The sequence below is a fragment of the Nonomuraea wenchangensis genome (assembly GCF_900111685.1).
Classification (GTDB): domain Bacteria; phylum Actinomycetota; class Actinomycetes; order Streptosporangiales; family Streptosporangiaceae; genus Nonomuraea; species Nonomuraea wenchangensis.
The window spans coordinates 552,765-575,119 of the sequence record NZ_FOHX01000002.1 but is presented as its reverse complement, the minus strand read 5'-3'; the positions used below and the strand labels follow the sequence as shown (position 1 = coordinate 575,119).

Below are 22,355 nucleotides of genomic sequence, written 5' to 3'. Positions count from 1 at the left end.
GGGCACGCGACGAAAAAGCGAGGAGGCGAGACGATGGAAGCTCCGCAGTACGTCGCGGCCCGCGTCCAGGCGGCGCTGGCCGAGGACGGGCGCACGCACGAGCTGGGGATCCGCGTGGACATCCGCGGCGACCAGCTCTTCCTGCGTGGTCAGGTGAGCGGGGCCGAGCAGCGCGAACGGCTCGGCCTGGTGGCGCACGAGGCCGCTCCTGACCTGCGCGTGCACAACGAGATCATGGTCGTGGAGTTCACCGAGCCGGGGGAGGACGAGCACCTTGACTGAACTGCGCATCGCGGCCGTCGGAGACATCCATCTGGGCGAGGACGTCCGCGGTCAGTACCGCAAACACCTGGAGGGCATCGAGGAGCGGGCGGACGTCTTCATGCTCACCGGCGACCTCACCCGGCACGGCACCCTCGAAGAAGGCCGGCTGGTGGCCGAGGAGCTGCGTGGGCTGCCGGTCCCCACGATCGCCGTGCTCGGCAACCACGACTACCACTCCGACCTCCAGTACGAGATCGCCGCGGCGCTCCGCGACGCCGGCGTCATCGTCCTCCACGACGACGGCGTGGTCATCCAGTGCGGCGAGGTCAAGCTGGGCGTGGTCGGCGGCAAGGGCTTCGGCGGCGGGTACGCGGGCAAGTGCGCGAGCGAGTTCGGCGAGCGCGAGATCAAGAACTTCGTGGCCCACACCCGCTACATCGCCGAGTCGTGGAAGGTCGCGCTGAAGGAGATGACCGCCGACCTGAAGGTGGTGCTCTCGCACTACTCCCCGATCAAGGAGACGCTGGAGGGCGAGCCCCACGAGATCTACCCCTTCCTCGGCAGCTACCTCCTGGCCGAGGCGGTCGACACGGCGGGCGCCGACCTGATCCTGCACGGGCACGCGCACAAGGGCAGCGAGAAGGGCATGACGCCGGGCGGCATCCGGGTGCGCAACGTGGCGTTGCCCGTACTCGGCCGCGCGTACGCGGTCTACTGCCTGGGCGAGAACGGCGCCTGCTGAATTCCGGAGTTTCGGACGGCGAGGGCGCCTGATGGCGCCCTCGCCGTCGTCCGGTAAAAACGTGCGTTTCTTATTTCAGTAAGTGAGCATGATGGAGCCGCTGGACCGCTCTCGGAGATCGGCCCAGCGGCGTTGCCGAACGGAATTGCGGGCGGCCTGCGCCCCTAGACATTGAAGATGCTGACGCCACCCGGGCCGACCAGGAACCCGAGGACGATGAGCACGATCCCCCAGAGAAGGTCGCGCCGGGCCAGGATCACATAGATCCCGGCGATGACGAGGATTACTGCGATGATCCAGAGCAAAGTAGCCATGAGCCCATCACTGCCCTCAGCCGCGACCCCATAACATCCTTTTTCCTCGCCTTGAGCGGTCCGGGGATTAGCCGTGGCGGGTGGCGTTCTTGACCCGGCGCAGAATGCGGTCCCATTCGGTGCCGAACGGGTTGTCCTGCACGAGATAGGTCCAGGTCGCGGAGGGCCGCTTGAGGTCCGGCTCCGGCGACTCGAACGCCTCCAGCGAGCGCCGCTCCACCTCGGCCAGCAGCGATTTGTACTCGGCCACGGCCTCGCGGTGGAACTCGTCGACCGGGCTCATCCGGCCCAGCGCCCGCAGGTGGATGCCCTCGCGGAGATCCTGCAGGAAGGCCAGGTGCTCGGTCCAGCACGTGTCGATGGCGTGCAGCACGATCTGCCGTGCCGTCTCGTCGCGGGTGTCCTCGGGCAGCTCGGCCCAGCGGTCGGGATCGGCCGTCTCCAGCGCCCTGGAGGCGGCGTCACCGTGCAGGACCTTGTCGCGCCACTCCAGGATCAGCTCGCGCTGCTGCTCGAGCAGCCGGGTGTAGCGCCAGGTGTTGCGGTGGATCTCCAGGTTGACGCCCTCGGCGACGCGCTGGGCGTGCCCCACCAGGTAGGCGCCGCGCCGGTGCCTGACGATGCCGTCCGGGTCGGCCGCGGGCGGCCGCTCGTCGGGGACGAACTGCGTGATCAGGTCGTCCTGCATGCTGACGAAGAACACCGACGCGCCGGGGTCGCCCTGGCGGCCCGCCCGGCCGCGCAGCTGGTCGTCGAGGCGGCTGCTGGCGTGCCGGCCCGAACCGATCACGTAGAGGCCGCCCAGCTCGGCCACGCCGTCGCCGAGACGGATGTCGGTGCCGCGGCCGGCCATCTGGGTCGAGACCGTGATCGCGTCGCGCTCGCCGGCCCGCGCGATGATCTCGGCCTCCTCGGCGTCGTTCTTGGCGTTGAGCACGACCGGCTCCATGCCGCGCCGCTGCAGCAGCTTGGCGAGGTTCTCCGACTCGGCCACGTCGAGCGTGCCGATGAGGATGGGCCGGCCGGTGGCGTGCGCCGTCTGGATCTCCTCCACCAGCGCCGCGTCCTTGTCGGGGACGGTCGGGTAGACGCGGTCCGGCTCGTCCTCACGTACGCAGGGCCGGTTGGACGGGATCACCGCGACCTTCAGCCCGTAGAACTCGCCGAGCTGCTCGCTCACCGCGACCGCCGTGCCGGTCATGCCGCAGATCTGCGGATAGCGGCGGATCAGGCCCTGCACGGTGATCGAGTCGAGGATCTCGCCCTTCTCGCTCGGCGGCAGCGCCTCCTTGGCCTCGACGGCCGCCTGGAGGCCGTTGGGCCAGCGCTGGAGCAGCGCCACCCGGCCGCGCGAAGGGTTGATGAGCTGGACCTTGCCGTCGCGCACGATGTAGTCGACGTCGCGGGTCAGCAGCGCGTGGGCGTGCAGGGCGAGGTTGAGCTCGATGAGCGTGCCGGGCTCGTTCTCGTCGTAGAGCTCGACGTCGAGCAGATTCTCCACGCTGTCGGCGCCCTTGGGCGTCAGGTAGACGTTGCGGGCCTGCTCGTCGATCTCGTAGTGGTAGCCGCGGACGAGCTGCCGGACCAGCGCCGCCATCTCCGGCACCGCGTTGCCCGGGTCGGCCGCGCCGGCCATCACCAGCGGCACGCGGGCCTCGTCGACGAGCACCGAGTCGGCCTCGTCGATCACCGCGACCTCCGGGGCCGGCACGATGATCTCGGCGGCGTCGGTGCGCAGCCGGTCACGCAGCACGTCGAAGCCGATCTCGCTGACCGGCCCGTACGTCACGTCCTTCGCGTACGCCGCCCGCCGCTCCTCCGGCGTGGAGTTCTGGTCGATCCAGCCCACGCTCACGCCCAGCGCCGCGTAGAACGGCTCCATCCACTCGGCGTCACGACGGGCCAGATAGTCGTTGACCGAGATCACGTGGACCCGCCTGCCCTGGAGGGCGTAGCCGGCGGCGGCCATCGCGCCCGACAGGGTCTTGCCCTCGCCGGTCGCCATCTCGGCCACCTTGCCGTCGAGCAGCGCGAGCGTCCCGAGGAGCTGCACGTCGTACGGGCGCAGCCCCAGCGTGCGGTCGGCGGCCTCGCGCGCCACGGCGCAGAACTCGGCCAGGTCGGCCATCCCGGGCCGCGGCAGCTCGTCGAGCTGTCTGACCCGCTCGGCGCGCTCGCCGGCCGCCTTGACGACCTTCTGGTAGGGGGTCAGGGGCACGCCGCCCGGACGGTCCAGGAGGTTCCTGAATATTCCCTTGAATGAGGCCACAGTTCCTCCAACGCACGCTTCGCCGACACCGTTCCCCCGATGGCGGGGTGGGAGCGCAGCGACGGCACTGCACGCGCCGCCGTACCGGACCTTAACTCATGTGGCGGCCCGGACCGCCACACCGCTCCCACCCCGCTTTCCGCCCTGGGCTCAGCCCGCCTCGGGCCGGGCCGCGAGCACCGCCACCGCGGCCAGCAGCGCCGCGCATCCGCACCAGGCGAGCGGCGTCAGCCGCTCGCCGAACAGCAGCACGCCGAGCAGCGCCGCGCCCACCGTCTCGCCCAGCGAGATGATCGAGACGGTGGTCGCGCGCAGCGCGCTCAGCGCGCGGAAGAACAGCCCGTACGCCAGCGCCGTCGGCACCGCCCCCAGATAGAGCAGCAGCGCCACCGACGTCACGCTGACCTCGGGCAGCACGTCGCCGGCCGTCGCGAACGGCGCCAGGCACGCCGCCGCCACGACGAACCCGCCGGTCGCCGTGCCCGCGGCGTCGTCCTGGTGACGCCGGGCGAACAGCCGGGTCAGCAGGGTCACCCCGGCGTACCCGGCGGCCGAGGCCAGCGCGTAGCCGATGCCGGCCGCGGAGGCGTCCGCCTCCCGCGCGGTCCCCGCCGTGAGCAGGACCAGCCCGGCCAGCGCGGCGGCCAGCGCGCCCAGCGCGAGCGCGCCGAGCCGCTCGCGCAGCAGGAAGCGGCTGCCGAGCGCGGCGAACACGGGCGTGGCGCCCATGGTGACGACCGTCGCCACGGCCACCCCGGTGTGGGCGATCGCGGCGAAGTACGCGGTCTGGTAGACGGCCATCCCGGCCCCGATCGGCAGGACCCGCCAGCTCAGCGGGCGGGGGGAGGCGGGTCGGGGAGCGAGGAGGAGCAGGAAGGCGGCGCCCAGGAGGTAACGCCACAGGGACACGCCGACGGGGCCGAGCCCGCCGGTCTCGAACAGCAGCGAACCGGCCGCGCCGCCGGTGCCCCAGGCGGTGGCGGCCACGGACACGTAGACGGCGCCCCGCCGGGCGGAGACATGGGTCATGACAGGAGCTCTCCGGAGGAGGTGGTGGAAAAAGGGCCCGTACGCGGGCAGCAACCACCCCCGGATCGCCAGGACCCGGATGTCGCGTGAGAGGCCGCCCGCTAGCGGGCGGGAGGCGGAGAGCAGATCAGACGTCGCGGCACGCGGATCAGCGTAGCGGGGACCGGGGCCGCGTGGCAGGAATTAACGGCGAGCTCCCCGGCGGGCCCGAGTGGGCTTCGCGGCAGGCTTCACGGCTTGCGCGCGACCCCGCCGAGCAGCAGCTCCTCCCAGGGCGCGAGCGGCCCCGGCACGCGCTCGTCGGGCCGCCACTCGGAGAAGTGCACCACGCCGGGCTCCTCCAGCACGAGGCCGTCGAAGTAGGCGGCGATCGCCTCCCGCTCCCGGAACCAGCCGGTGCCCATCGTGGCCTGGAGCAGCACCTCCAGGGCCTTGGCCTTGGGGCTCGGCGAGGCCATGAAGTTGGAGGCGGCCAGATAGCTGCCGGACGGCAGCGCCGCCATGTAGCGGCGCGTCAGCCCGTGCGGGTCCTCGTCGTCGGGGAACAGGTGCAGCAGCCCGATGGCCAGGATCGCGGTGGGCTGCGACAGGTCGATGAGCCGGGTCAGCCGGGGATGGCCGAGCACGGCGGCGACGTCGCGGGCGTCGGCCGTGACGGCGTCGGCGTACGGGTTGCCCTTCATGATCGCGAGGGCGTGCGGCTCGACCATGGGGTCGAGATCGACGTAGACGACCCGGCAGAGCGGGTCGGCGAACTGGGCGACCTCGTGGGTGTTCTCCACCGTGGGCAGGCCCGCGCCGAGGTCGATGATCTGACGGATGCCCGCCTCGCGGACGAGGAAGTCCACGACCCGGCCGATGAACGCGCGGTTGCACCACAGCAGGTCGACGACCTCCGGCACCGCGTCCTTGAGCCGGCGGGCGACCGAGCGGTCGACGGCGAAGTTCTCCATGCCGCCGAGCAGGGCGTCGTGCACCCTCGCCATGGCCGAGCGCGAGGTGTCCACCCCGGGCGGTGCCCACTCCTGCGCGCCGTCGAGACTCACCTGACCCCCTTGTCATGGTCGGATGCGCGGATCGTATCCACACAGGTCGCTCCGCCGCGCTGCCTGGCCGAGGTTCGTCAGGACAGTCAGGCCCTCTTGTCAATTCTTGGCACGACGTTTGGACCCCCGTTGCCGGGTAGTGGATCGGAGCCCGAGGAAGAAGACGAGGAAGAGAGAGGATGAGCTACCTCATGGAGCTCTGGGACTATCGTCCTGACGTCTACGACCGCGGCCAGAGCCTGGACCTCGTGGGTTACCACGTCCAGGCGACGGACGGCAAGATCGGGTCTGTCGATGAGGCGACGTACGAGGTCGGCGAGAGCTACATCATCGTCGACACCGGCCCCTGGATCTTCGGCAAGAAGGTCATGCTCCCGGCTCAGGTCATCACGAGCATCGACCCTCAGGAGCGCTACGTCCACGTGGCGCGCACCAAGGCCGAGATCAAGGACTCGCCCGAGTTCGACGAGGCCAGGTTCAAGGAGCCCGAGTACCGCGCCAGTCTTGGGGACTACTACGGCCGGTTCCCGCGGTGATCCCTGACCTGCCGTTCAGAGGGGCCGCGCCCGAGAGGGTGCGGCCCCTCGCCGTTTTTTCACCCGGCCGCGTACCTGACGGAAGATGACAGGTACGCCTGGAAGGCTCGAATCATGACGACGAAGGCGAAGCTTCTCGCGGTCTCCCTCGACTGCCCGGAGCCCAAGACACTGGCCGAGTTCTACCACGCGATCACCGGCTGGGAGATCACGTACGCGGAGGACGAGTACGCCGCCGTGAGCGACGGCACGACCAACATCTACTTCGGCCGGATCGCCGAGCGCGAGCCGGTGACCTGGCCCAGCCCGAACAAGCAGTTCCACCTCGACTTCCGGGTGCCGGACGTGGAGCGGGCCGTCGAGGAGTACGTCGCGCTCGGCGCGACCAGGCCCGAGTTCCAGCCCGGGATCACGGAGGAGGGGGTGCGCTGGATCGTGTTGCAGGACCCGGCCGGGCACGCGTTCTGCGTCTGCCCCGAGTCATCATGAAGGAAAGATGTTCCCCCAGGTAGCGGGCGATATCTAGCTAATGTTCCGCCGAAAGTATGATTCGTCCGCTCCGCTGTCCTCCTAAGCTGGAGCAATGCTCGTGCAAGGATCTCTGCCCCCGCGTCGGCGCCCATGACCTGGGCCGGCCTGCTCATCGCCCTGGTGGGAGCGCTGGGCTACGCGCTCGGCGCGGCACTCCAGCAGTACGAGGCCGTGGCCGAGGGCGCCTCGCTCAAGCTGGTCCGCCGGCCCCGCTGGTGGATCGGCGGCGTCATCGGCTTCGCCGGCGCCTGCCTGCACGCCGTGGCGCTCAGCCTCGCCCCGCTGGTCGTGGTGCAGCCGATCAGCGTGGCCACGCTGGTGTTCGCGGTGCCGCTGGCCGCGTTCATGTACGGGCGCAAGCCCTACCGGGCGGAGATCCTCGGCTCGCTCGCCGTGGCCGTGGGGCTGCTCTGGCTCATGCTGCTGGTGCCCGAGCACAACGTGACGCCGCATCTCGGCAACGGCGCGGCGCTCGGGTTCCTGGCCGTGATCGGCGTGATCGTGCTGGTCACACAGGTGGCGGCGGGCCGCATGCGCGGCGCGGGGCGGGCGATCGTGCTCTCCGTGGGGGCGGGCGTGGTCACCGCGAGCGTGTCGACGTTCGTCCGGGTCGTGGGCGGCGGCCTGGAGGGCGACTGGGGGCGCCTGATCCACTGGTTCACCCTCGCCGTGCCCGTGCTGCTGGTGTGCGCCGTGGTGCTGCTCCAGCGCTCCTACGCGGTGGGCTACTTCGGCATCGCGTACGCGGGCGTGCAGGTCATCGACCCCATCACCTCGGTGCTGGCCGGGGCGCTGCTGCTCGGCGAGCCGCTGCCGACCGCCCCCGGCACGGCGGTCCCCGCGCTGCTGGCCGCCGCCCTGACCATCGGCGGCACGATCACCCTGGGCCGCCTGGCCCCCGACCACACCCGTCCGGTCGTCCCGGCGAACCCGGCCGCGCCGGTCGAGGCCGCCGCCTCCCCGGCCGCCGCCTCCCCGGCCGCCGGCTCCGGGAGCGCGGTCACGGCCGCCTCGGACGCGAACTGACCGTCTCCTCCGGGGGCCGCCAGCCCAGCACCTCGTCCATCGACCGGACGAGCAGGTCGGGCCGCGCCCTCGTCGCCAGCATCAGGGCGGCGTCGCGGGCCGCGACGAGCAGCGGGTTGCGCACCTTCGTGGCCCGGCAGAGGTCCCAGGAACGCTTCATGATCCGCCGGGTGCGTGCCAGCCGGGCGGCGGTGTAACCGTCCAGGTCGCCCGCGCCGGCGGCGTGCGCCAGCACCACCGCGTCCTCGACGGCCTGGCAGGCCCCCTGGCCGAGGTTGGGGGTCATCGCGTGGGCCGCGTCGCCCACCAGCGCGACCCTGCCCCGGTGGTAGGCGGGCAGCGGCTCGGCCAGGTGGTGCACGTCGGTCCGGATGATCGCGGCGGGCTCGGCGGCCCGCAGCAGTGCGGGGATCGGGTCGTGCCAGCCGCCGAACCTGCGGATCAGCTCCTCCCGCTCGTCGGCGAAGGCGACGCCCTCGGGCAGCACGTCGGTGGCGTAGAAGTAGACGAGGTCGCCGGCCAGCGGGCTCACCCCGACCACCCGCCCCCTGCCCCAGCTCTCGGCGGCGCCGATCTCCAGGTCGCCGCGGGGCACGAGGGCGCGCCAGGCCGTCACGCCCGCGTACACGGGGCCCGGATGCCCCGGGAAGAGCCTCTGCCGGGTGCGGGAACGGATCCCGTCCGCGCCCACGACGAGGTCGGCGCGCAGCTCCTCGCCCGCCTCGGTGCGGACCGCGCCGGTCTCCTGGTCCGTCTCCGCCACCCCGGTGCCGAGGCGCAGGACGTCCGGGCCGAGCGCGCCGGTCAGGACCTCCATGAGCGCCGCCCGCGGCAGGACCACGACCGAGTCGTCGTAACGGCCCGCCGCGGCCTCTGAGGTGGTGTGGGTGAGCCAGCGCCCGTCGGCGCGCTTGATCCCCGCCTGGCCCTGGATCCGCGACAGCGCGCGGACGCGGTCGCCGAGGCCGAGCGTGTCGAGCGCCTTGAGCGCGTTGGCGGCGATCGCCAGCCCCGAGCCGACCGGCTCGATCGCGGACGCCCGCTCCAGCACCGTCACCTCCCAGCCGCGTTGCCGCAGCGCGATCGCGCTGGTCAAACCGCCGATGCCGGCTCCGATGACGACGGCCTGCGCCATGTCAGGACCTCCTGCTCACTACGTCTGTAGTGTCAGCGTACTACAGCTGTAGTGAGGCGGTACTACCCCTGTAGTATCGGCTGCCGTGAAACGCTCGGACCTCGTCGCGGACACGGCCATCGCCCTGCTGGCCGAGCGCGGCATGCGCGGCCTCACCCATCGGGCGGTGGACGAGGCGGCGGGCCTGCCGCCCGGCTCCACGTCCAACCTCGCGAGGACGCGGGCGGCCCTGCTGGAGCTGACGCTGGCCCGGCTCACGGAGCTGGAGTCCACGGTGTTCGACCCGGAGGCGCTCGCTTCCCCGGTGACCGCGGACGGGGTGGCCCGGGTGGTCGCGCGGGCGCTGCACGCGCAGCTCCTCGACCGCCGGCGTACGCTCGCCCGCTACGAGCTGGCCCTGGAGGCCACGCGCCGGCCCGAGCTGCGCGCGGTCTACGACCTCGCGGGCCGCCGCTTCCGCGAGGTCGCCGTGGCGCTGCTGGCCGCGATGGGCTCGGCGGACCCGGCGCGGCACGCCGGCGAGCTCGTGGCCTTCGCCGAGGGACTGATGTTCTACGCCGTCGCCGGCGCGGGCGGCACCTCCGCCGAGGACGACCTGCGCCGGGCCGTCGCCGACCTGCTCACGGGCATGCTCCGCTGAGCCCGCTGCGGGTGCCGAGCCCCGGGTGCCGCCCGCCGACGGCGGCCGCCCCTACGGGCGGCTCAGCAGCCGGGCGCGGTGCTCCGGCCACTCCTCGGTGAGGATGCTGAAGACGGCGGTGTCGCGCCAGGTGCCGTCCGGGCGCCTGCGGTGCCGGCGCAGCGTGCCCTCGTGCACGCCGCCGATCCGCCTGATGGCGTTCTGGGAGCGTACGTTGAGCACGTCGGTCTTCAGCATGACGCGGTTGAGCCCGAGCCCGAAGGCGTGCTCCACGAGCAGCAGCTTGCAGGCGGTGTTGACGGCGGTGCGCCAGACCGCGCGGCCGTACCAGGTCCAGCCGATCTCGACGCTGGCCTCGAACCCGGGCACGTCGCCGTAGGTCGTCCAGCCGACCGCCCGGCCGCTCTCCTTCGCGATCACGGCGAACGGCACGTGCTGGTCGTCGTGGACGAGGGTCAGCGCCGTCTTGCCCAGCTCCTCCTCCGTACGCGGCGTGGCGACCGGCAGCCAGCGCCAGACCTCGTCGTCACCGCCGCCGGCGGCGAACAGGTCGGGGACGTGGGCGAGGGCGAGCGGTTCGAGCCGTACGACGTCGTTCTCGAGAACGACGGGCTGAGGGAGCGTGGCGGTCATGGGGCAACCCTAGGCGGCCCGGCTTGGCCCAGATGATGGCCACATGACGGTTTTTATGGGGATCCACCTGTCGACACTCATACCGGCCGGTCGGTAGGCTCACGCCATGGACTTCGCCTATGACCAAGTCACCGAGGACCTGCGGGAACGCCTGCTCCGCTTCATGGACGAGTGCGTCTACCCCGCCGAGGCGGCCTTCGAGGAGCAGGCGGCCGAGAGCGGCTGGAGCCTGCCACCCCTCCTGGACGACCTCAAGGACGAGGCCAGGAAGCGCGGCCTGTGGAACCTGTTCCTCCCGGGGGAGCACGGCGCCGGGCTGACGAACCTCCAGTACGCCCCGCTGGCCGAGATCCTCGGCCGGAGTCCCAGCATCGCCCCGGCGGCCACCAACTGCGCGGCCCCCGACACCGGCAACATGGAAGTGCTGGCGATGTTCGGCAGCGAATGGCAGCGCAAGGAGTGGCTGCAGCCGCTGCTCGACGGCGAGATCCGCTCCGCCTTCGCGATGACCGAGCCGGACGTGGCCTCCTCCGACGCCACCAACATCGCCACCTCCATCGTCCATGACGGCGACGAGTACGTCATCAACGGCCGCAAGTGGTTCATCTCCGGCGCGATGAACCCCAACTGCAAGATCTTCATCGTCATGGGCAAGACCGACCCGGAGGCGCCGAAGCACCGCCAGCAGAGCATGGTCCTGGTGCCGCGCGACACGCCCGGCCTGCACGTCAAGCGCGGCATGCACGTCTTCGGCTACACCGACGCCGACCACGGCGGCCACGCCGAGGTCGTCTTCGAGGACGTCCGCGTCCCGGTCGCGAACCTCATCGGCGAGGAGGGCGGCGGTTTCGCCATCGCCCAGGCCCGCCTCGGCCCCGGCCGCATCCACCACTGCATGCGCCTCATCGGCATGGCCGAGCGCGCGGTCGAGCTGATGTGCCGGCGGGCGCTGTCGCGCACCACGTTCGGCAAGCCCGTCGCCCGGCAGGGCGTGGTCCAGGACTGGATCGCCGAGTCTCGCATCCGCATCGAGCAGCTCCGGCTGCTCGTGCTCAAGACCGCCTGGCTCATGGACACGGTGGGCAACCAGGGCGCCCACACCGAGATCCAGTCCATCAAGATCGCCACCCCGATCGCCGTGGAGTGGATCCTCGACAAGGCCGTGCAGGTGCACGGGGCGGGCGGCGTCTCCCAGGACTTCCCGCTGGCCGCGCTCTGGGCGCACGCGCGCACGCTCCGCCTCGCCGACGGCCCCGACGAGGTGCACAAGCGCTCACTCGCCTACCGCGAGCTCAAGAAATGGATGTGAGGCAGAGGTGAACGAGGCGGAGATCAAGGAGCGGGTGGCGGAGTTCCTGGCCGGGCACGACCCGGCGGGGGACCGGCTGGAGTTCCTGCGGGCCAGGTTCGACGCCGGGCTCGCGTGGGTGTGGTTCCCCAAGGGGCTCGGCGGGCTCGGCGCGCCCCGCGAGCTGCAGCAGGTCGTCGAGCGGGAGCTGGCCGACACCCCGCAGATCAACGGCGGCAAGCAGGGCATCGGGCTCGGCATGGCCGCGCCGACGATCCTGGCGTTCGGCACCGAGGAGCAGAAACGCCGCTTCCTGCGCCCCCTGTGGACCGGCGAGGAGATCTGGTGCCAGCTCTTCAGCGAGCCCGGCGCCGGCTCCGACCTGGCCACGCTCGCCACCCGCGCGGTACGCGACGGCGACGAGTGGGTGGTGGACGGCCAGAAGGTGTGGACGTCCGGCGCCCACCACGCCCGCTGGGCCATCCTCGTCACCCGTACCGACCCCGACGTGCCCAAGCACCGCGGGCTGACGTACTTCGTGTGCGACATGCAGGCCCCCGGCGTCGAGGTGCGGCCCCTGCGGCAGATCACCGGCGAGGCCGAGTTCAACGAGGTCTTCCTCACCGGGGTGCGGCTCTCCGACGACCTGCGGCTCGGCGAGGTCGGCGACGGCTGGCGGGTCGCGCAGACCACGCTCATGAACGAGCGCGTGGCCATCGGCGGCGCGCCCACCCGGCGCGGCGGCGGCGTCATGGCGACGGTGCTCGACGCCTGGCGCGAGCGTCCCGAGCTGCGTACCCACGACCTGCACCAGCGGCTGCTGTCGCTGTGGGTGGAGGCCGAGGTCACCCGCCTGTCGGGCGCGCGGCTGCGCGAGCAGCTCGCCGCCGGGCAGCCGGGGCCCGAGGGGTCGGGGATGAAGCTGTCGTTCGCCAAGCTCAACCAGGCGCTGACCGGCTTCGACGTCGAGTTCAACCGCGACCTCGGCTACGACGACTGGGCGTTCCGGCGTTCCGAGGACGTCGACTTCTTCGGCCGCGGGCCCGGCTACCGCTACCTGCGGGCCAAGGGCAACTCGATCGAAGGCGGCACGTCGGAGATCCTGCGCAACATCATCGCCGAGCGGGTGCTCGGCCTGCCCTCCGAACCCCGCGTCGACAAGGACGTGCCCTGGAAGGACCTGCCGCGATGACCCTGCTCTACACCGAGATCGAGGAGGAACTGCGCGCGAGCGTGCGCGCGCTGCTGGCCGACCGCTGCCCGCCGGCCGCCGTGCTCAAGCGGGTGGAGTCCGAGCCGGCCGACCTGGACCTGTGGAAGACGCTGGCCGGCGAGATCGGCGTGGCCGGGCTGCTGATCCCCGAGGAGCTGGGCGGCGCGGGAGCCGGGCCTGGCGAGGCGGGCGTGGTGCTGGAGGAGCTGGGCCGGGCCGTGACGCCGGTGCCGTTCCTCACCAGCGCGGTGCTCGCCACCCGGGCGCTGCTGCCCACCAGGGACGCGCTGCTCGGCGAGCTGGCCGAAGGACGACGTACGGCGGCGCTCGCGGTGTCGTTCGCGGCCTCGCCGTACCGGCCGCAGCGCGGCTCGGCGGTGCGGGCGGAGGGCGGCCGGCTGTCCGGCACGGTCACCGGCGTGGCCGGGGCGGACGCGGCCGACGTGCTGCTGGTGCCCGTGGACGGCGAGCTGTACGCGGTCGAGGCGGCGGCGGCCGTGGTGACGGCGGGGCCGTCGCTGGACCTGACCAGGCCGGTAGCCACGGTGACCTTCGACCGGGCCGAGGCCAGGCACGTGGGAGCCTGCGACCTGGCCGCCGTGCTGCGGCTCGGCGCGGCGCTGCTGGCCAGCGAGCAGCTCGGCGTGGCGGAGTGGTGCCTGGAGACGACGCTCGGCTACGTCAAGGAGCGCCACCAGTTCGCCCGGCCCGTCGGCTCCTTCCAGGCGATCAAGCACCGGCTGGCCGATCTGTGGCTGGACGTCGTACGCGCGCGGGCCGCGGCCCGCAACGCGGTGGCCGATCCTTCGGCCGTCTCGGTGGCCGTGGCGCAGGCGTGGAACGCCGGGGTCGCGGTGCGCGTGGCCGAGGAGGCGGTGCAGCTGCACGGCGGGATCGGGATGACGTGGGAGCACCCCGTACATCTCTATCTCAAGCGCGCGAAGTCCTCGGAGATCGCGCTCGGCACGCCGGGCGACCACCGGGCCGCCCTGGCCTCACTCGTCGACGTGCCCGGCCCCGAGGGAGGCGAGCAGTAGGTCGGCGAAGTGCCTGCCCACCTGGGCGCCGGTCAGCGGCCCGTCCGCGTGGAACCACGTGCCCAGGTGGTGCACCGAGCCGAAGAAGTAGTCGACGACCAGCTCGGCGGGGACCTTGCCGGAGAAGACGCCGGTGCGCTGCCCCTCGGCCACGAGGTCGCGGAAACGCTCGTGGTAGCGGCGGCGCTCGGCGCGTACGGTCTTCTGGGTCTCCGGGGCGAGCAGGTGCATCGACCGGAAGAAGATCTTGGAGTCGTCGAGGTTGGCGGTCGTGGTCTCGACGACGTCGGCGGCGGCGCGGTGCAGGCGCTGCTCGATCGTGCCCGAGCCGCCCGCGATCCGGGTGAGCCGGTCGAGCTGCATGCGCAGGACCCGGCCGTAGATCTCGCGCAGCAGGTCATCCTTGGAGTCGAAATAGTGGTACATGGCGCCCTTGGTGACGCCCGCCGCCACGACGATCTCCTGCACGGAGGTGCCCTCGAACCCGCGCTCGGCGAACAGCCGGGTCGCCTCGGCGAGCAGTCGCTGCCGGACCGGTTCGTCTTTCCCATGCTGCCCCTTGGTCACCGGGACAGCATACCGACTGGTCGGTTGACGCAGGGGCCACCCTGCTTGCCGGTGCCAATCGTCTCACCTTAGGCTTGCCTTGGTTGCGAGCCGGGTATCCCATGACCAGCGAGGGATCTTCGGCGTGGCAGATCCTGCACATTTCCTACTCTTTGGGGGAGTTTGCCGTGCCCGGTGGCTCGATCTACGTGCAGCCAAGCGACAAATACACAGGAAATTCCGCGCAGTGGTGGTACGAGAAACTGTGGCGCGAGGACGCCACAAACCGCCGCAGGTCCAGATACGTCAAGGCGGGCGTGGGGTTCGTCGTCGGCGTCGCGGTGGCCCTGCGCTTCGACCTCTCCGGAGCCTCGGTCCTGGTGGGTCTCCTGGTCGCCGCCCTCGTGGCCGCGGTCGACTGGTATCTCGACTGGCGCGCCTTCCACGCCACCGCCGTCTGGCGCGGCGCCAAGCACGGTGAGACCATCACCGCCCGCCTCCTGCGCCGCTCCCTGGGCCGGCAGGGCTACACCGTGCTCGACGGGCGCGCGGTCAAGGGCGAGGCGTCCATCGACCACCTGATCATCGGCCCCGCCGGCGTGTGGATCGTGGACAACGAGTCCTGGAGCCCCGACACCGACATCAACGTCTACGGCGGACGGCTGTTCTTCGGCGAGAAATACGGCTCCACCTACGCGAGCAAGCTCGTCAAGACCGCCGAGTCGTTCGGCGACCTGCTGACCCGCGAGACCGGCGTCCAGGTGACGATCTCGCCCATGCTCGCGGTCCACTGCGGCCTGCTGCCCAGGGGCGGCGTCTTCGTGGCCGAGGGGCTGACGGTGCTCAAGCCGCGCGTCGCCTCCAAGGTCATCAAGGCCGTTGAGGGGCGCGTCTACACCGACGAGCAGATCGAGCTGCTCACCCGCACCGCGGCCAAGGAGCTGCTCAAGGCCGCCGCCTGAGACCACCTTCCCCGCGATCCCGGCTCGGCCCCGGCCGGGATCGCCGATCGTGCCGCCGGTCCATGGTCCGGCGGCACGACGGCTGCGATCATCGGTTCATGTCCGAATCGCTTGATCCGTACACACTGGTCACCCACTTACGGTCGCTGCCCGACGAATGGCTGACCCACCTGCTGCGGCAGGTCTTCGAGGCGCGCACCCCGGAGGACGCCCCCGGGAGCCGCTACTTCCTGGCCGTCGCCACCCGCGAACGCGACCCCCGCACCGGCCGCTGGGCCGGCCCGCCCGGCTACACCGCCGTCGCCTACCCCGACGCCGCCCACTACGGCGGCGACCGGCGCGACGTCGACTGGGGCCTGGTGCAGAGCGGCGGCTGCGCGCGCTGCCGGGTGAGCCTCGCCGGCAGCCGCAAGCGCGTCCGCTGCCCGATCTGCGACGAGCCGGCGTACCTCACATGAACGAGGACCTGCCTCTGGAGGAGCTGCGTGACGCCGTGGCGCGGATCACCGTCGAGCGGCTGCTGCCGGAGCTGCTGGCCCTGCCCGACGACCGGCTGCGGGACGTGCTCGGCGAGGCGCTGGCCCGCCGCCTGCCGTACGAGCCGGCGCTCGGCACGGAGTCCCGGCTGTTCCTCGCGGTCCGCGGCCCCGCCCCCGGACGCAAGACCCCCGCCTGGCGGCATCCGGCGGTGGCCGCCGCCCTGCCGCGCCTCGGAGCCAGGGACGGGCGGGGCCGGCTCGCGTACGAGGGCCGGTGCGCGGCCTGCGGCACGCCGCTGCGCGCGGACACCGCCCTCGCCGCCTGCCCGGTGTGCGGGGCGACGGACGCGGACCTGACCGTCAGGCCAGGGTCTCGATGAACGCGGTGAGCTGGGCGACGTTGCGGCACTCGTACATCGGGACGATCGTGGCGTAGTCGCTCGCCACCGAGTCGCCGGTGTCCCACTGCTGCTTGGGCTCCGGGTTCAGCCAGTAGGCGTGACGGGCCTTGCCGGCCAGCGACTTCAGCAGGTCGAGGGCGGGCGGCTGGTAGTTGGAGCGCGCGTCGCCGAGGATCAGCAGCGAGGTCTTGGGACCGATCGCGTCGCAGTAGCGCTCGGCGAAACGCTCCAGGCTGTGGCCGTAGTTGGTGCGGCCGAAGCGGACCATGTCGGCCTCGTTCGCCAGCCGGGTCATCGCCTCGACCACGTCCGCGCCGGGCTGGAAGAACCGGGTGATCTCGTCCACCGTGTCCACGAAGCCGAACGCCCGCACCTTCGTGAACTGCTCACGCAGCGCGTACGTCAGCAGCAGCGTGAAGTGCGCGAACGACGAGACCGAGTCGCTGGTGTCGCAGAGGATGACCAGCTCCGGCTTGTGCGGCCGGGGCGGCTTGAAGTGCGTGGTCAGCGGGACGCCGCCGCTCTGCAGCGAGGCCCGCACCGTGCGGCGGAAGTCGAGCCGCCCGCGCCGCCCCTTCCTGTGCTTGATCGTCAGCCGCGCCGCCAGCCGCCGGGCCAGCGGGTGCACCTCCCTGCGCAGCCGGGACAGGTCGGCCTTGGTGATGCGCAGGAAGTCGATCTGGTCGAGCGGCGGGCGTACGGCGGAGCGGGCGATGCGCTCCACGCCCGAGTCCTCGGCGATGCGGCGGCGGACATCGGTCGCCACCTCCTCCTCGAAGCGCCGGATCCCGGAGTTGACCCGCTGCCGCACGGTCTTCTCCGCCAGCCCGCCGCGCTCCTGCCCGGCCAGGACCTCGCGCAGGATGCGGGCCATCAGCGTCTCGGGGGACAGGGCCCGCAGGACGCTGTAGGAGAACCAGTTCTGCCGGCCGGGCCCGGACGCCTGCTGCCGCCCGAACCTGCTCACCATGGCCTGCGCGAACGCCCGCATCTCGGCCTCGCCGCCGTCGGTCAGCAACTGCGCGAGGTACGCCCGCAGCTCCTCGACGGTCGCCGTCTCCGGGTCCAGCGGCTCCTCGCGCGGGGCGCGCAGCCCGGTCGTCGTGGCCGGGAACCAGAGGTCGAACAGCACGTCGAACCCCGGCCGGTAGGCGGGCTTCTTGACCAGCGTCGCCGCGTACGCGGCCCGCAGCGACTCCCGGTCCACGAGTTCGACCACGCGCAGCGCGTTGGCGGCGTCCAGCCCCTCGGCGACCGACACGGGCACCCCGGCCTCGCGGAGCGCCCGTACGAACCCGACGTGCCGATCGACCAGCGAGCCGGCCTCAGGCATCGGGAAGCCCCAGCTCCTTGACCGCCCGCGTGTGGTCGGCGGCGTGCTTGAGCACCACGCCCAGGGTGCCCGCGACGGTGGCCTCGTCCAGCTCCTCCCTGCCGAGGGCGAGCAGGGTGTTGGCCCAGTCGACGGTCTCGGCCACCGACGGGGCCTTCTTCAGCTCCAGCGCCCGCATCGTCGCGACGGTCCTCGCGAGCTGCTCGGCGAGGTCGCCCCGGATGCCCGGCACCTGGCTGAGCACGATGTCGCGCTCCCGCTCCGGCGTCGGGTACTCGATGTGCAGGTAGAGGCAGCGCCGCTTGAGCGCCTCCGACAGCTCGCGGGTGGCGTTGGAGGTCAGCACGACGTACGGCCGGCGGCGGGCCACGACGGTGCCGAGCTCGGGGATCGTCACCTGGAAGTCCGACAGCAGCTCCAGCAGCAGGCCCTCCACCTCGACGTCGGCCTTGTCGGTCTCGTCGATGAGCAGCACGGTGGGCCGGTCGGACCTGATGGCCTTGAGCAGCGGGCGCTCCAGCAGGAACTCCTCGGTGAAGATGTCGTCGTCGGCGCTGGTCGCCTGGATGCGGAGGAGCTGCTTCTTGTAGTTCCACTCGTAGAGGGCGCGGGCCTCGTCCAGACCCTCGTAGCACTGCAGCCGGATCAGCTCGGACCCGGTCGCCGCGGCGACCGCCTTGGCGAGCTGCGTCTTGCCGACCCCGGCCGGGCCTTCCACCAGCAGCGGCTTGCCCAGCGCCGCGGCCAGGAACACCGAGGTGGAGATGGCGTCGTCGGAGAGGTAGTCCACGGCGGCGAGCCGTTCCGTCACGTCGGCGGGCGAGTCGAACATCTATGCTCCTGTCTGCGGGCCGAACTTTATTCTAGCAACTGAGCGTCGCCTTTGACCGATTCGACCAGGATGGGGATGACCGGTATATTCCTTCGTGCAAGGCGCCGCTAGCTCAGTTGGTCAGAGCAGCTGACTCTTAATCAGCGGGTCCGGGGTTCGAGTCCCTGGCGGCGCACCGCACAGAAACCCCAGGTCGATGTCTTGGCCTGGGGTTTCTCTGTTTCCAGGCGCTTCGCCGCCTCAAGGGGTGGCGGTCCTGGCCGGCGCGATTGAGCCGTCGTCGGCAGTGTCGTGCCTGTACGGTTCCTGGCGTGGCCTTTCCCTTTCCCGTCTTAGACGTGACCGACTGGGCCGTCGATCTTTATGAGCCGGAGGGCTCCGACGAGAAGATCTGGCTGATCCAGCCGGTGTTCGGGCGCCGGGCACTTTTCAAGCCGAATGTGCGCAACGATGACGCGGAGCGCGCGGATCATTGGCCGGAGAAGCTCGCCGCGGTGCTGGCTGCCGAGCTGGGCGTCCCCAGCGCTGAGATCGACCTGGCGGTTCGGTCGGGTCGCCGCGGGTGCGTCTCCTACGACGTGACCCTGCCCGGATGGGAGTTGCAGCCCGGGTTCCTCCTGCTCACAAGCTTCCTGGGGAGAGACCACGACCCCATGGACAAGAGTCACGAAGGACACACGTTGCTCAATATCCGGTCAGCGCTTGAGGGTTACCGGCATCCACCGGGGTTCGACGGGCCTGAAGAGTTCGGCGCCTTCGAGGTGTTCGCCGGTTACACGATGCTGGACGCGTTGATCGCGAACCGCGATCGGCACCCGGCCAACTGGGCGGTCCTGATCGGCCGAGAACAGGACGACCGACGGTTGTGTCCCTCCTACGATCACGCCACCAGCCTGGGATTCAGTCTCGCAGACGCCAAACGGACGCGATTGCTGGCCAAAGGCAGGGAGTGGGAAGCTCACCTGAGGCGTGGGACCGCATGGCGGTTCGAGGGATGTCGTAAGGTGCCGTTGACGGACTTCGCCGCAACGGCATTGGCGCTGGTAGGCGGATCGGTTCGGCGATACTGGCTTGACCGGCTCCACGCCTGTCGTAAAGATCGCGTTGAGATGGCGGTTGCGTCCATCCCGGAAATGTCAGAGGCGGCGCGTAGGTTCGCCGTAGAGCTTGTGGACGCCAACAGGAGGAGGCTGCTCGATGGCTAGCTCAGCCCAGTCCTCACCGTCGTGCACCCATGAGGCGGTGAGTTCCCCTCGACTGGTGGTGGCTCAGCAGGATCCGGTCTCGCGCGAGATCATGCCGGTCGGCATCCTGGAGAGCGCTGACGGCGGTTTCACCTTCAGCTACTTTCGGAGGGTGATGGACATCGGTGGCTTCCGCCCAATCTTCGGTTTCGAGGATCTGGAGCGCCGCTATACCTCCTCGACCCTCTTTCCGATGTTCAGTCAGCGGTTGATGAACCCCAAGCGACCTGACTATGACAGCTACCTCACGGTCCTGGGCCTGTCGAAGGGTGCTCCTCCGCTCAGGGTGCTCGGCCGTTCCGGAGGACGGCGCGCGGGCGACTCGATCTTCCTCGTCCCGGAGCCTCACGTAGCTGCGGATGGCTCTACTTCCACAGATTTCTTCGTTCACGGCGTCAGGTACAAGAGCGGGGCAGAGGAGAGGATCGCCGCTCTTGTCGAAGACGACGAACTGGCGCTGCGCCCTGAGCCCGCCAATCCGGTCAATCCCCGGGCCTTGCTGGTCACCCGAGATGGGGGCGAGCTGGGATACGTCCCCAATCTGTTGCTCGACTACGTCCACCAGGTCCGCGACGCCGGGGCTATGACCCTTCGCGTCGCCCAGGTCAACGGGTCGGACACGCCCCTGAATCTGAGGATGAGGGTTCGGCTCGAAGGCAGGGTGCCCTCCCGGTATGCGCCTTTCCGCGGTGAGGAGTGGGCCACGTTCTCGTGATCAGTGGGCGAGCAGGCGCAACGGGCCGCGCTTGCGTCCCTCACTGCGGAGTGGCTCATCGGGCGTGGCCGGCGAGCAGGCGGCGCCACCATTCGAGTGCCTCCCCGCGGCGCCACCGATCGGCCGTCCAGGACACGGGCGGGACGCCTCGGCGGGGAAGGGTGCGGCGGCGGATCTGGTAGACGCCGCCGCAGGCGACCAACTCGTAGGCGGTCATCCGGCAGGAGCAGGTGTAGGCGACGACCCGGCCGGGCGCGACTCCCTGCCCGATCCACCGCAGCGCCGTACGACCGGGACTCGGGACGGCCGGATGCGGGGAGATGCCAGGACAGTCCTCGTCCGTGAAGACATCCGGTGGAGCGAGAACGGCGGCGGACGCGGTCACCGGGCTTTCCATGCGGACGGGCGCGCCTGCTCGGCGATGCCCTCCTGTTCCGCGATGGCCTGGCACAGCCTCACCAGGTCGTCGGCATCGACCGTACGGTGTGCGCCCGCGTCCTCGACGGCCCGGGGGAACGGTCGCTCGCGGGTCGCCCAGAACCGCCCGGCGTCGCTGCGCATGATCCGCCATCCGGCGAACACCGAACTTACGGCGGCGACAGTCCTATCGTGTGTCATGGGTCAGGACCACCATCCTGATCAAGGGGTCCGTACGGCGGTGCCAGCGTCTACTGACCCCGGTTTCGATCTCGTCACCTCCGATTACAGCGGTGAGTAATCCCTTGATCACAAATGTGATGGGGGGACACTAAGGGTGGTCAGCACGTCCCCCTGGTCTGACAGCGAGGTGTTGGCGGTGGTCACAGAACCCCCCGCATGGGCCGTACGGCTGCGCGCCGAGCGCCGCAACCGGTTCTGGAGCCAGAAAGAGATGGCCCGCCGTCTGGCCGAGGCCGCCGACGACGACGTACGAGCCCGGCTCCCCTCCAGGGAGAGCATTGTCCGCCGCATCAAGGCGTACGAGGCCGGACACAACCAGCCCGACGACCCCTACCGCCTCCTGTACGCCCGCGCCTTCGACCTTGCCGAGGACGAGCTGTTCGAGCACAACCCTCACAACCTCGGGTTCGCCGGTGACGACGAGTGGGACGCTCTGGAACTGGCTCGCCGCGCCGCCGCGACCGAGGTCGGGCGGGAGACCCTTGAACGGCTGGAACTGGCGGTCGATGACCTGGCCGTGGCCTACCCCGGGACGCCGCCTCGCGAGTTGCTGGCGCGGGTGCGCCGTCACCTCTCCTACGTCTCCCAACTCCTGGACTCCAAGAAGACGCTCACCGAGCATCGGCGGCTCCTGGTGGCCGGCGGCTGGCTCTCTCTCCTCGCCGCGACCTGCCTCATCGACCTGCGCCGGCTTCCGGCCGCCGCCGCACGGCTTCGGACGGCTGCCCAGCTCGCCAAGGAAACAGAGCATCGCGAGATCGCCGCCTGGTGTCTGGAGACGGAGGCGTGGCAGGTCCTCACCGAAGGCGACTTCGGACGAGCCCTGACCCTCGCCCAGGCGGCGCAACGAGTCGCGCCCAGCGGCAGCTCGGCGTACATCCAGGCGACCGCCCAGGAGGGCCGGGCCTGGGCCCGCCTCGGCCAGGCCCGGGAGACCCACGAGACGCTGAACCGGCTGATGCGGCTCGTCGAACCTCTGCACGTCCCCGACCGGGCCGAACATCACTACCGGTACGACCCCGCCAAGTCCGACGCCTACCTCGCGACCACCTTGTGCTGGCTCGGTGATCCATCGGCCGAGCCGTACTCCCGAGGAGTGCTCGCCCGGCTGGAGTCAACGAGCGACGGCCCGCCACGGCCGCGCAGGGCCGTGGCCGCGCGGCTCGACCTGGCTCTCGCGCTCCTGGCCGCCGACCAGCCCGACGAGGCGGGACATCTGACTCTCGCCGCGATGACGAGCGGACTCCTCGTACCCTCCAACTACTGGCGGGCAGCCGAGGTGGTCCGTGGCCTGGAGACAAGGCGTACACCCGAGGCCGCCGAGCTGCGCGAGGCGTACCGCGAGCTCTGCGCCTCTGTCGTCCAGCCTTCATGACACCCCAACCAGGGGGGAAGGTCACCTGACCCTGCCGTTCTTGGACCAAATGCTGGCGAAGTTTATTTGCCGGATGGCCAGATCGATGGCCTTCGCCTCCTGGTC

Annotated in this window: 26 protein-coding genes and 1 tRNA gene; 16 read left to right on the top strand and 11 right to left on the bottom strand. The window is 71.1% G+C overall.

The features are described 5' to 3' along the window. The first annotated feature begins 33 nt into the window (after positions 1 to 33). Positions 34 to 282 (top strand): BON domain-containing protein, encoded by a 249-nt coding sequence (locus BMW85_RS06770; RefSeq protein ID WP_091078234.1) that lies wholly within the window; start codon positions 34 to 36, stop codon positions 280 to 282. Further along, the gene (locus tag BMW85_RS06765) at positions 275 to 1,006 is read left to right on the top strand and encodes a metallophosphoesterase family protein (protein WP_218155690.1); all 732 of its coding nucleotides are present in this window, start codon (positions 275 to 277) and stop codon (positions 1,004 to 1,006) included. The genes BMW85_RS06770 and BMW85_RS06765 overlap by 8 nt, the downstream gene beginning before the upstream one ends. Before the next feature lie 164 nt (positions 1,007 to 1,170). On the opposite strand, the gene BMW85_RS49320 is transcribed toward BMW85_RS06765, so the two are convergent. The 4 genes from BMW85_RS49320 to BMW85_RS06750 all read right to left on the bottom strand — a co-directional run bounded on the left by BMW85_RS49320 (position 1,171) and on the right by BMW85_RS06750 (position 5,664). Next, the gene (locus BMW85_RS49320; protein ID WP_020543887.1) at positions 1,171 to 1,320 is read right to left on the bottom strand and encodes a GPGG-motif small membrane protein; all 150 of its coding nucleotides are present in this window, start codon (positions 1,318 to 1,320) and stop codon (positions 1,171 to 1,173) included. A gap of 67 nt (positions 1,321 to 1,387) precedes the next feature. Next, positions 1,388 to 3,589 carry an accessory Sec system translocase SecA2 gene (gene secA2, locus BMW85_RS06760; protein WP_091078232.1) on the bottom strand — a complete coding sequence of 734 codons (2,202 nt, stop codon included), beginning with the start codon at positions 3,587 to 3,589 and terminating at the stop codon, positions 1,388 to 1,390. Between the two features lie 150 nt (positions 3,590 to 3,739). Next, complete coding sequence (locus tag BMW85_RS06755; RefSeq protein WP_091078230.1) at positions 3,740 to 4,618, bottom strand: DMT family transporter; 879 nt, start codon at positions 4,616 to 4,618, stop codon at positions 3,740 to 3,742. A gap of 230 nt (positions 4,619 to 4,848) precedes the next feature. Then, positions 4,849 to 5,664, bottom strand: coding sequence for an SAM-dependent methyltransferase (locus BMW85_RS06750; RefSeq protein ID WP_218155689.1), 816 nt, complete (start codon positions 5,662 to 5,664; stop codon positions 4,849 to 4,851). Between the two features lie 179 nt (positions 5,665 to 5,843). Here BMW85_RS06750 and BMW85_RS06745 point away from each other — a divergent pair, with 179 nt between their 5' ends. The 3 genes from BMW85_RS06745 (at position 5,844) to BMW85_RS06735 (ending at position 7,757) form a co-directional block, all read left to right on the top strand. After that, on the top strand, positions 5,844 to 6,200 hold the full coding sequence (locus BMW85_RS06745) for a PRC-barrel domain-containing protein (protein ID WP_091078227.1): 357 nt from the start codon (positions 5,844 to 5,846) through the stop codon (positions 6,198 to 6,200). Positions 6,201 to 6,314: 114 nt separating this feature from the next. Next, positions 6,315 to 6,689, top strand: a complete 375-nt coding sequence (locus tag BMW85_RS06740) for a VOC family protein (protein WP_177240523.1) — start codon at positions 6,315 to 6,317, stop codon at positions 6,687 to 6,689. A 132-nt stretch (positions 6,690 to 6,821) separates the two neighbouring features. Beyond that, on the top strand, positions 6,822 to 7,757 hold the full coding sequence (locus tag BMW85_RS06735) for a DMT family protein (protein ID WP_091078224.1): 936 nt from the start codon (positions 6,822 to 6,824) through the stop codon (positions 7,755 to 7,757). Here BMW85_RS06735 and BMW85_RS06730 read toward each other — a convergent pair. Next, positions 7,732 to 8,892 carry an FAD-dependent monooxygenase gene (locus BMW85_RS06730; RefSeq protein WP_091078223.1) on the bottom strand — a complete coding sequence of 387 codons (1,161 nt, stop codon included), beginning with the start codon at positions 8,890 to 8,892 and terminating at the stop codon, positions 7,732 to 7,734. The genes BMW85_RS06735 and BMW85_RS06730 overlap by 26 nt on opposite strands. Positions 8,893 to 8,977: 85 nt before the next feature. Here BMW85_RS06730 and BMW85_RS06725 point away from each other — a divergent pair, with 85 nt between their 5' ends. After that, entirely contained in the window at positions 8,978 to 9,532 is a 555-nt protein-coding gene (locus BMW85_RS06725) for a TetR/AcrR family transcriptional regulator (protein ID WP_091078220.1), read from the top strand. Positions 9,533 to 9,583: 51 nt separating this feature from the next. Here BMW85_RS06725 and BMW85_RS06720 read toward each other — a convergent pair whose 3' ends face one another. Beyond that, positions 9,584 to 10,165: a GNAT family N-acetyltransferase gene (locus tag BMW85_RS06720; RefSeq protein WP_091078218.1), complete on the bottom strand. Its 582-nt coding sequence runs from the start codon at positions 10,163 to 10,165 to the stop codon at positions 9,584 to 9,586. Between the two features lie 106 nt (positions 10,166 to 10,271). On the opposite strand from BMW85_RS06720, the gene BMW85_RS06715 reads away from it, so the two are divergent. Genes BMW85_RS06715 through BMW85_RS06705 form a run of 3 tightly spaced genes read left to right on the top strand, consistent with a single transcriptional unit; the run spans position 10,272 to position 13,703 of the window. Next, complete coding sequence (locus BMW85_RS06715; protein ID WP_091078216.1) at positions 10,272 to 11,474, top strand: acyl-CoA dehydrogenase family protein; 1,203 nt, start codon at positions 10,272 to 10,274, stop codon at positions 11,472 to 11,474. Positions 11,475 to 11,481: 7 nt separating this feature from the next. Further along, on the top strand, positions 11,482 to 12,645 hold the full coding sequence (locus BMW85_RS06710) for an acyl-CoA dehydrogenase family protein (RefSeq protein WP_091078213.1): 1,164 nt from the start codon (positions 11,482 to 11,484) through the stop codon (positions 12,643 to 12,645). Then, complete coding sequence (locus BMW85_RS06705; RefSeq protein WP_091078211.1) at positions 12,642 to 13,703, top strand: acyl-CoA dehydrogenase family protein; 1,062 nt, start codon at positions 12,642 to 12,644, stop codon at positions 13,701 to 13,703. Before BMW85_RS06710 ends, BMW85_RS06705 begins: the two co-directional genes overlap by 4 nt. On the opposite strand, the gene BMW85_RS06700 is transcribed toward BMW85_RS06705, so the two are convergent. Continuing rightward, positions 13,662 to 14,270: a TetR/AcrR family transcriptional regulator gene (locus BMW85_RS06700; protein WP_091078208.1), complete on the bottom strand. Its 609-nt coding sequence runs from the start codon at positions 14,268 to 14,270 to the stop codon at positions 13,662 to 13,664. The two genes, BMW85_RS06705 and BMW85_RS06700, sit on opposite strands and share 42 nt — an antisense overlap. 167 nt (positions 14,271 to 14,437) lie before the next feature. On the opposite strand from BMW85_RS06700, the gene BMW85_RS06695 reads away from it, so the two are divergent. The 3 genes from BMW85_RS06695 (at position 14,438) to BMW85_RS06685 (ending at position 16,070) form a co-directional block, all read left to right on the top strand. After that, positions 14,438 to 15,211 carry a nuclease-related domain-containing protein gene (locus BMW85_RS06695; protein ID WP_091078206.1) on the top strand — a complete coding sequence of 258 codons (774 nt, stop codon included), beginning with the start codon at positions 14,438 to 14,440 and terminating at the stop codon, positions 15,209 to 15,211. A 98-nt stretch (positions 15,212 to 15,309) separates the two neighbouring features. Further along, positions 15,310 to 15,669 (top strand): hypothetical protein, encoded by a 360-nt coding sequence (locus BMW85_RS06690; protein ID WP_143082119.1) that lies wholly within the window; start codon positions 15,310 to 15,312, stop codon positions 15,667 to 15,669. Further along, complete coding sequence (locus tag BMW85_RS06685; RefSeq protein WP_091078202.1) at positions 15,666 to 16,070, top strand: FmdB family zinc ribbon protein; 405 nt, start codon at positions 15,666 to 15,668, stop codon at positions 16,068 to 16,070. The genes BMW85_RS06690 and BMW85_RS06685 overlap by 4 nt, the downstream gene beginning before the upstream one ends. Here BMW85_RS06685 and BMW85_RS06680 read toward each other — a convergent pair. Continuing rightward, positions 16,051 to 17,424 (bottom strand): vWA domain-containing protein, encoded by a 1,374-nt coding sequence (locus BMW85_RS06680; RefSeq protein WP_091078199.1) that lies wholly within the window; start codon positions 17,422 to 17,424, stop codon positions 16,051 to 16,053. The two genes, BMW85_RS06685 and BMW85_RS06680, sit on opposite strands and share 20 nt — an antisense overlap. Further along, positions 17,417 to 18,256, bottom strand: a complete 840-nt coding sequence (locus BMW85_RS06675) for an AAA family ATPase (RefSeq protein ID WP_091078197.1) — start codon at positions 18,254 to 18,256, stop codon at positions 17,417 to 17,419. Before BMW85_RS06675 ends, BMW85_RS06680 begins: the two co-directional genes overlap by 8 nt. A 101-nt stretch (positions 18,257 to 18,357) precedes the next feature. Between BMW85_RS06675 and BMW85_RS06670 the strand changes: the two genes are divergently transcribed. The 3 genes from BMW85_RS06670 (at position 18,358) to BMW85_RS06660 (ending at position 20,215) form a co-directional block, all read left to right on the top strand. Then, positions 18,358 to 18,431: transfer RNA gene (locus BMW85_RS06670), tRNA-Lys, on the top strand. A gap of 163 nt (positions 18,432 to 18,594) precedes the next feature. Then, entirely contained in the window at positions 18,595 to 19,461 is an 867-nt protein-coding gene (locus BMW85_RS06665) for a HipA domain-containing protein (protein ID WP_143082118.1), read from the top strand. A gap of 55 nt (positions 19,462 to 19,516) precedes the next feature. Further along, on the top strand, positions 19,517 to 20,215 hold the full coding sequence (locus BMW85_RS06660) for an HIRAN domain-containing protein (RefSeq protein ID WP_091078191.1): 699 nt from the start codon (positions 19,517 to 19,519) through the stop codon (positions 20,213 to 20,215). A 55-nt stretch (positions 20,216 to 20,270) separates the two neighbouring features. Here the strand turns inward: BMW85_RS06660 and BMW85_RS06655 are convergent, their stop codons facing one another. Further along, positions 20,271 to 20,600 carry a hypothetical protein gene (locus BMW85_RS06655; protein ID WP_091078188.1) on the bottom strand — a complete coding sequence of 110 codons (330 nt, stop codon included), beginning with the start codon at positions 20,598 to 20,600 and terminating at the stop codon, positions 20,271 to 20,273. Beyond that, complete coding sequence (locus tag BMW85_RS06650; RefSeq protein ID WP_091078186.1) at positions 20,597 to 20,833, bottom strand: hypothetical protein; 237 nt, start codon at positions 20,831 to 20,833, stop codon at positions 20,597 to 20,599. Before BMW85_RS06650 ends, BMW85_RS06655 begins: the two co-directional genes overlap by 4 nt. Positions 20,834 to 21,011: 178 nt before the next feature. Here BMW85_RS06650 and BMW85_RS06645 point away from each other — a divergent pair, with 178 nt between their 5' ends. After that, positions 21,012 to 22,250, top strand: a complete 1,239-nt coding sequence (locus tag BMW85_RS06645; RefSeq protein WP_218155688.1) for an NsdA family TPR-like regulatory protein — start codon at positions 21,012 to 21,014, stop codon at positions 22,248 to 22,250. Positions 22,251 to 22,355: the final 105 nt, after the last annotated feature.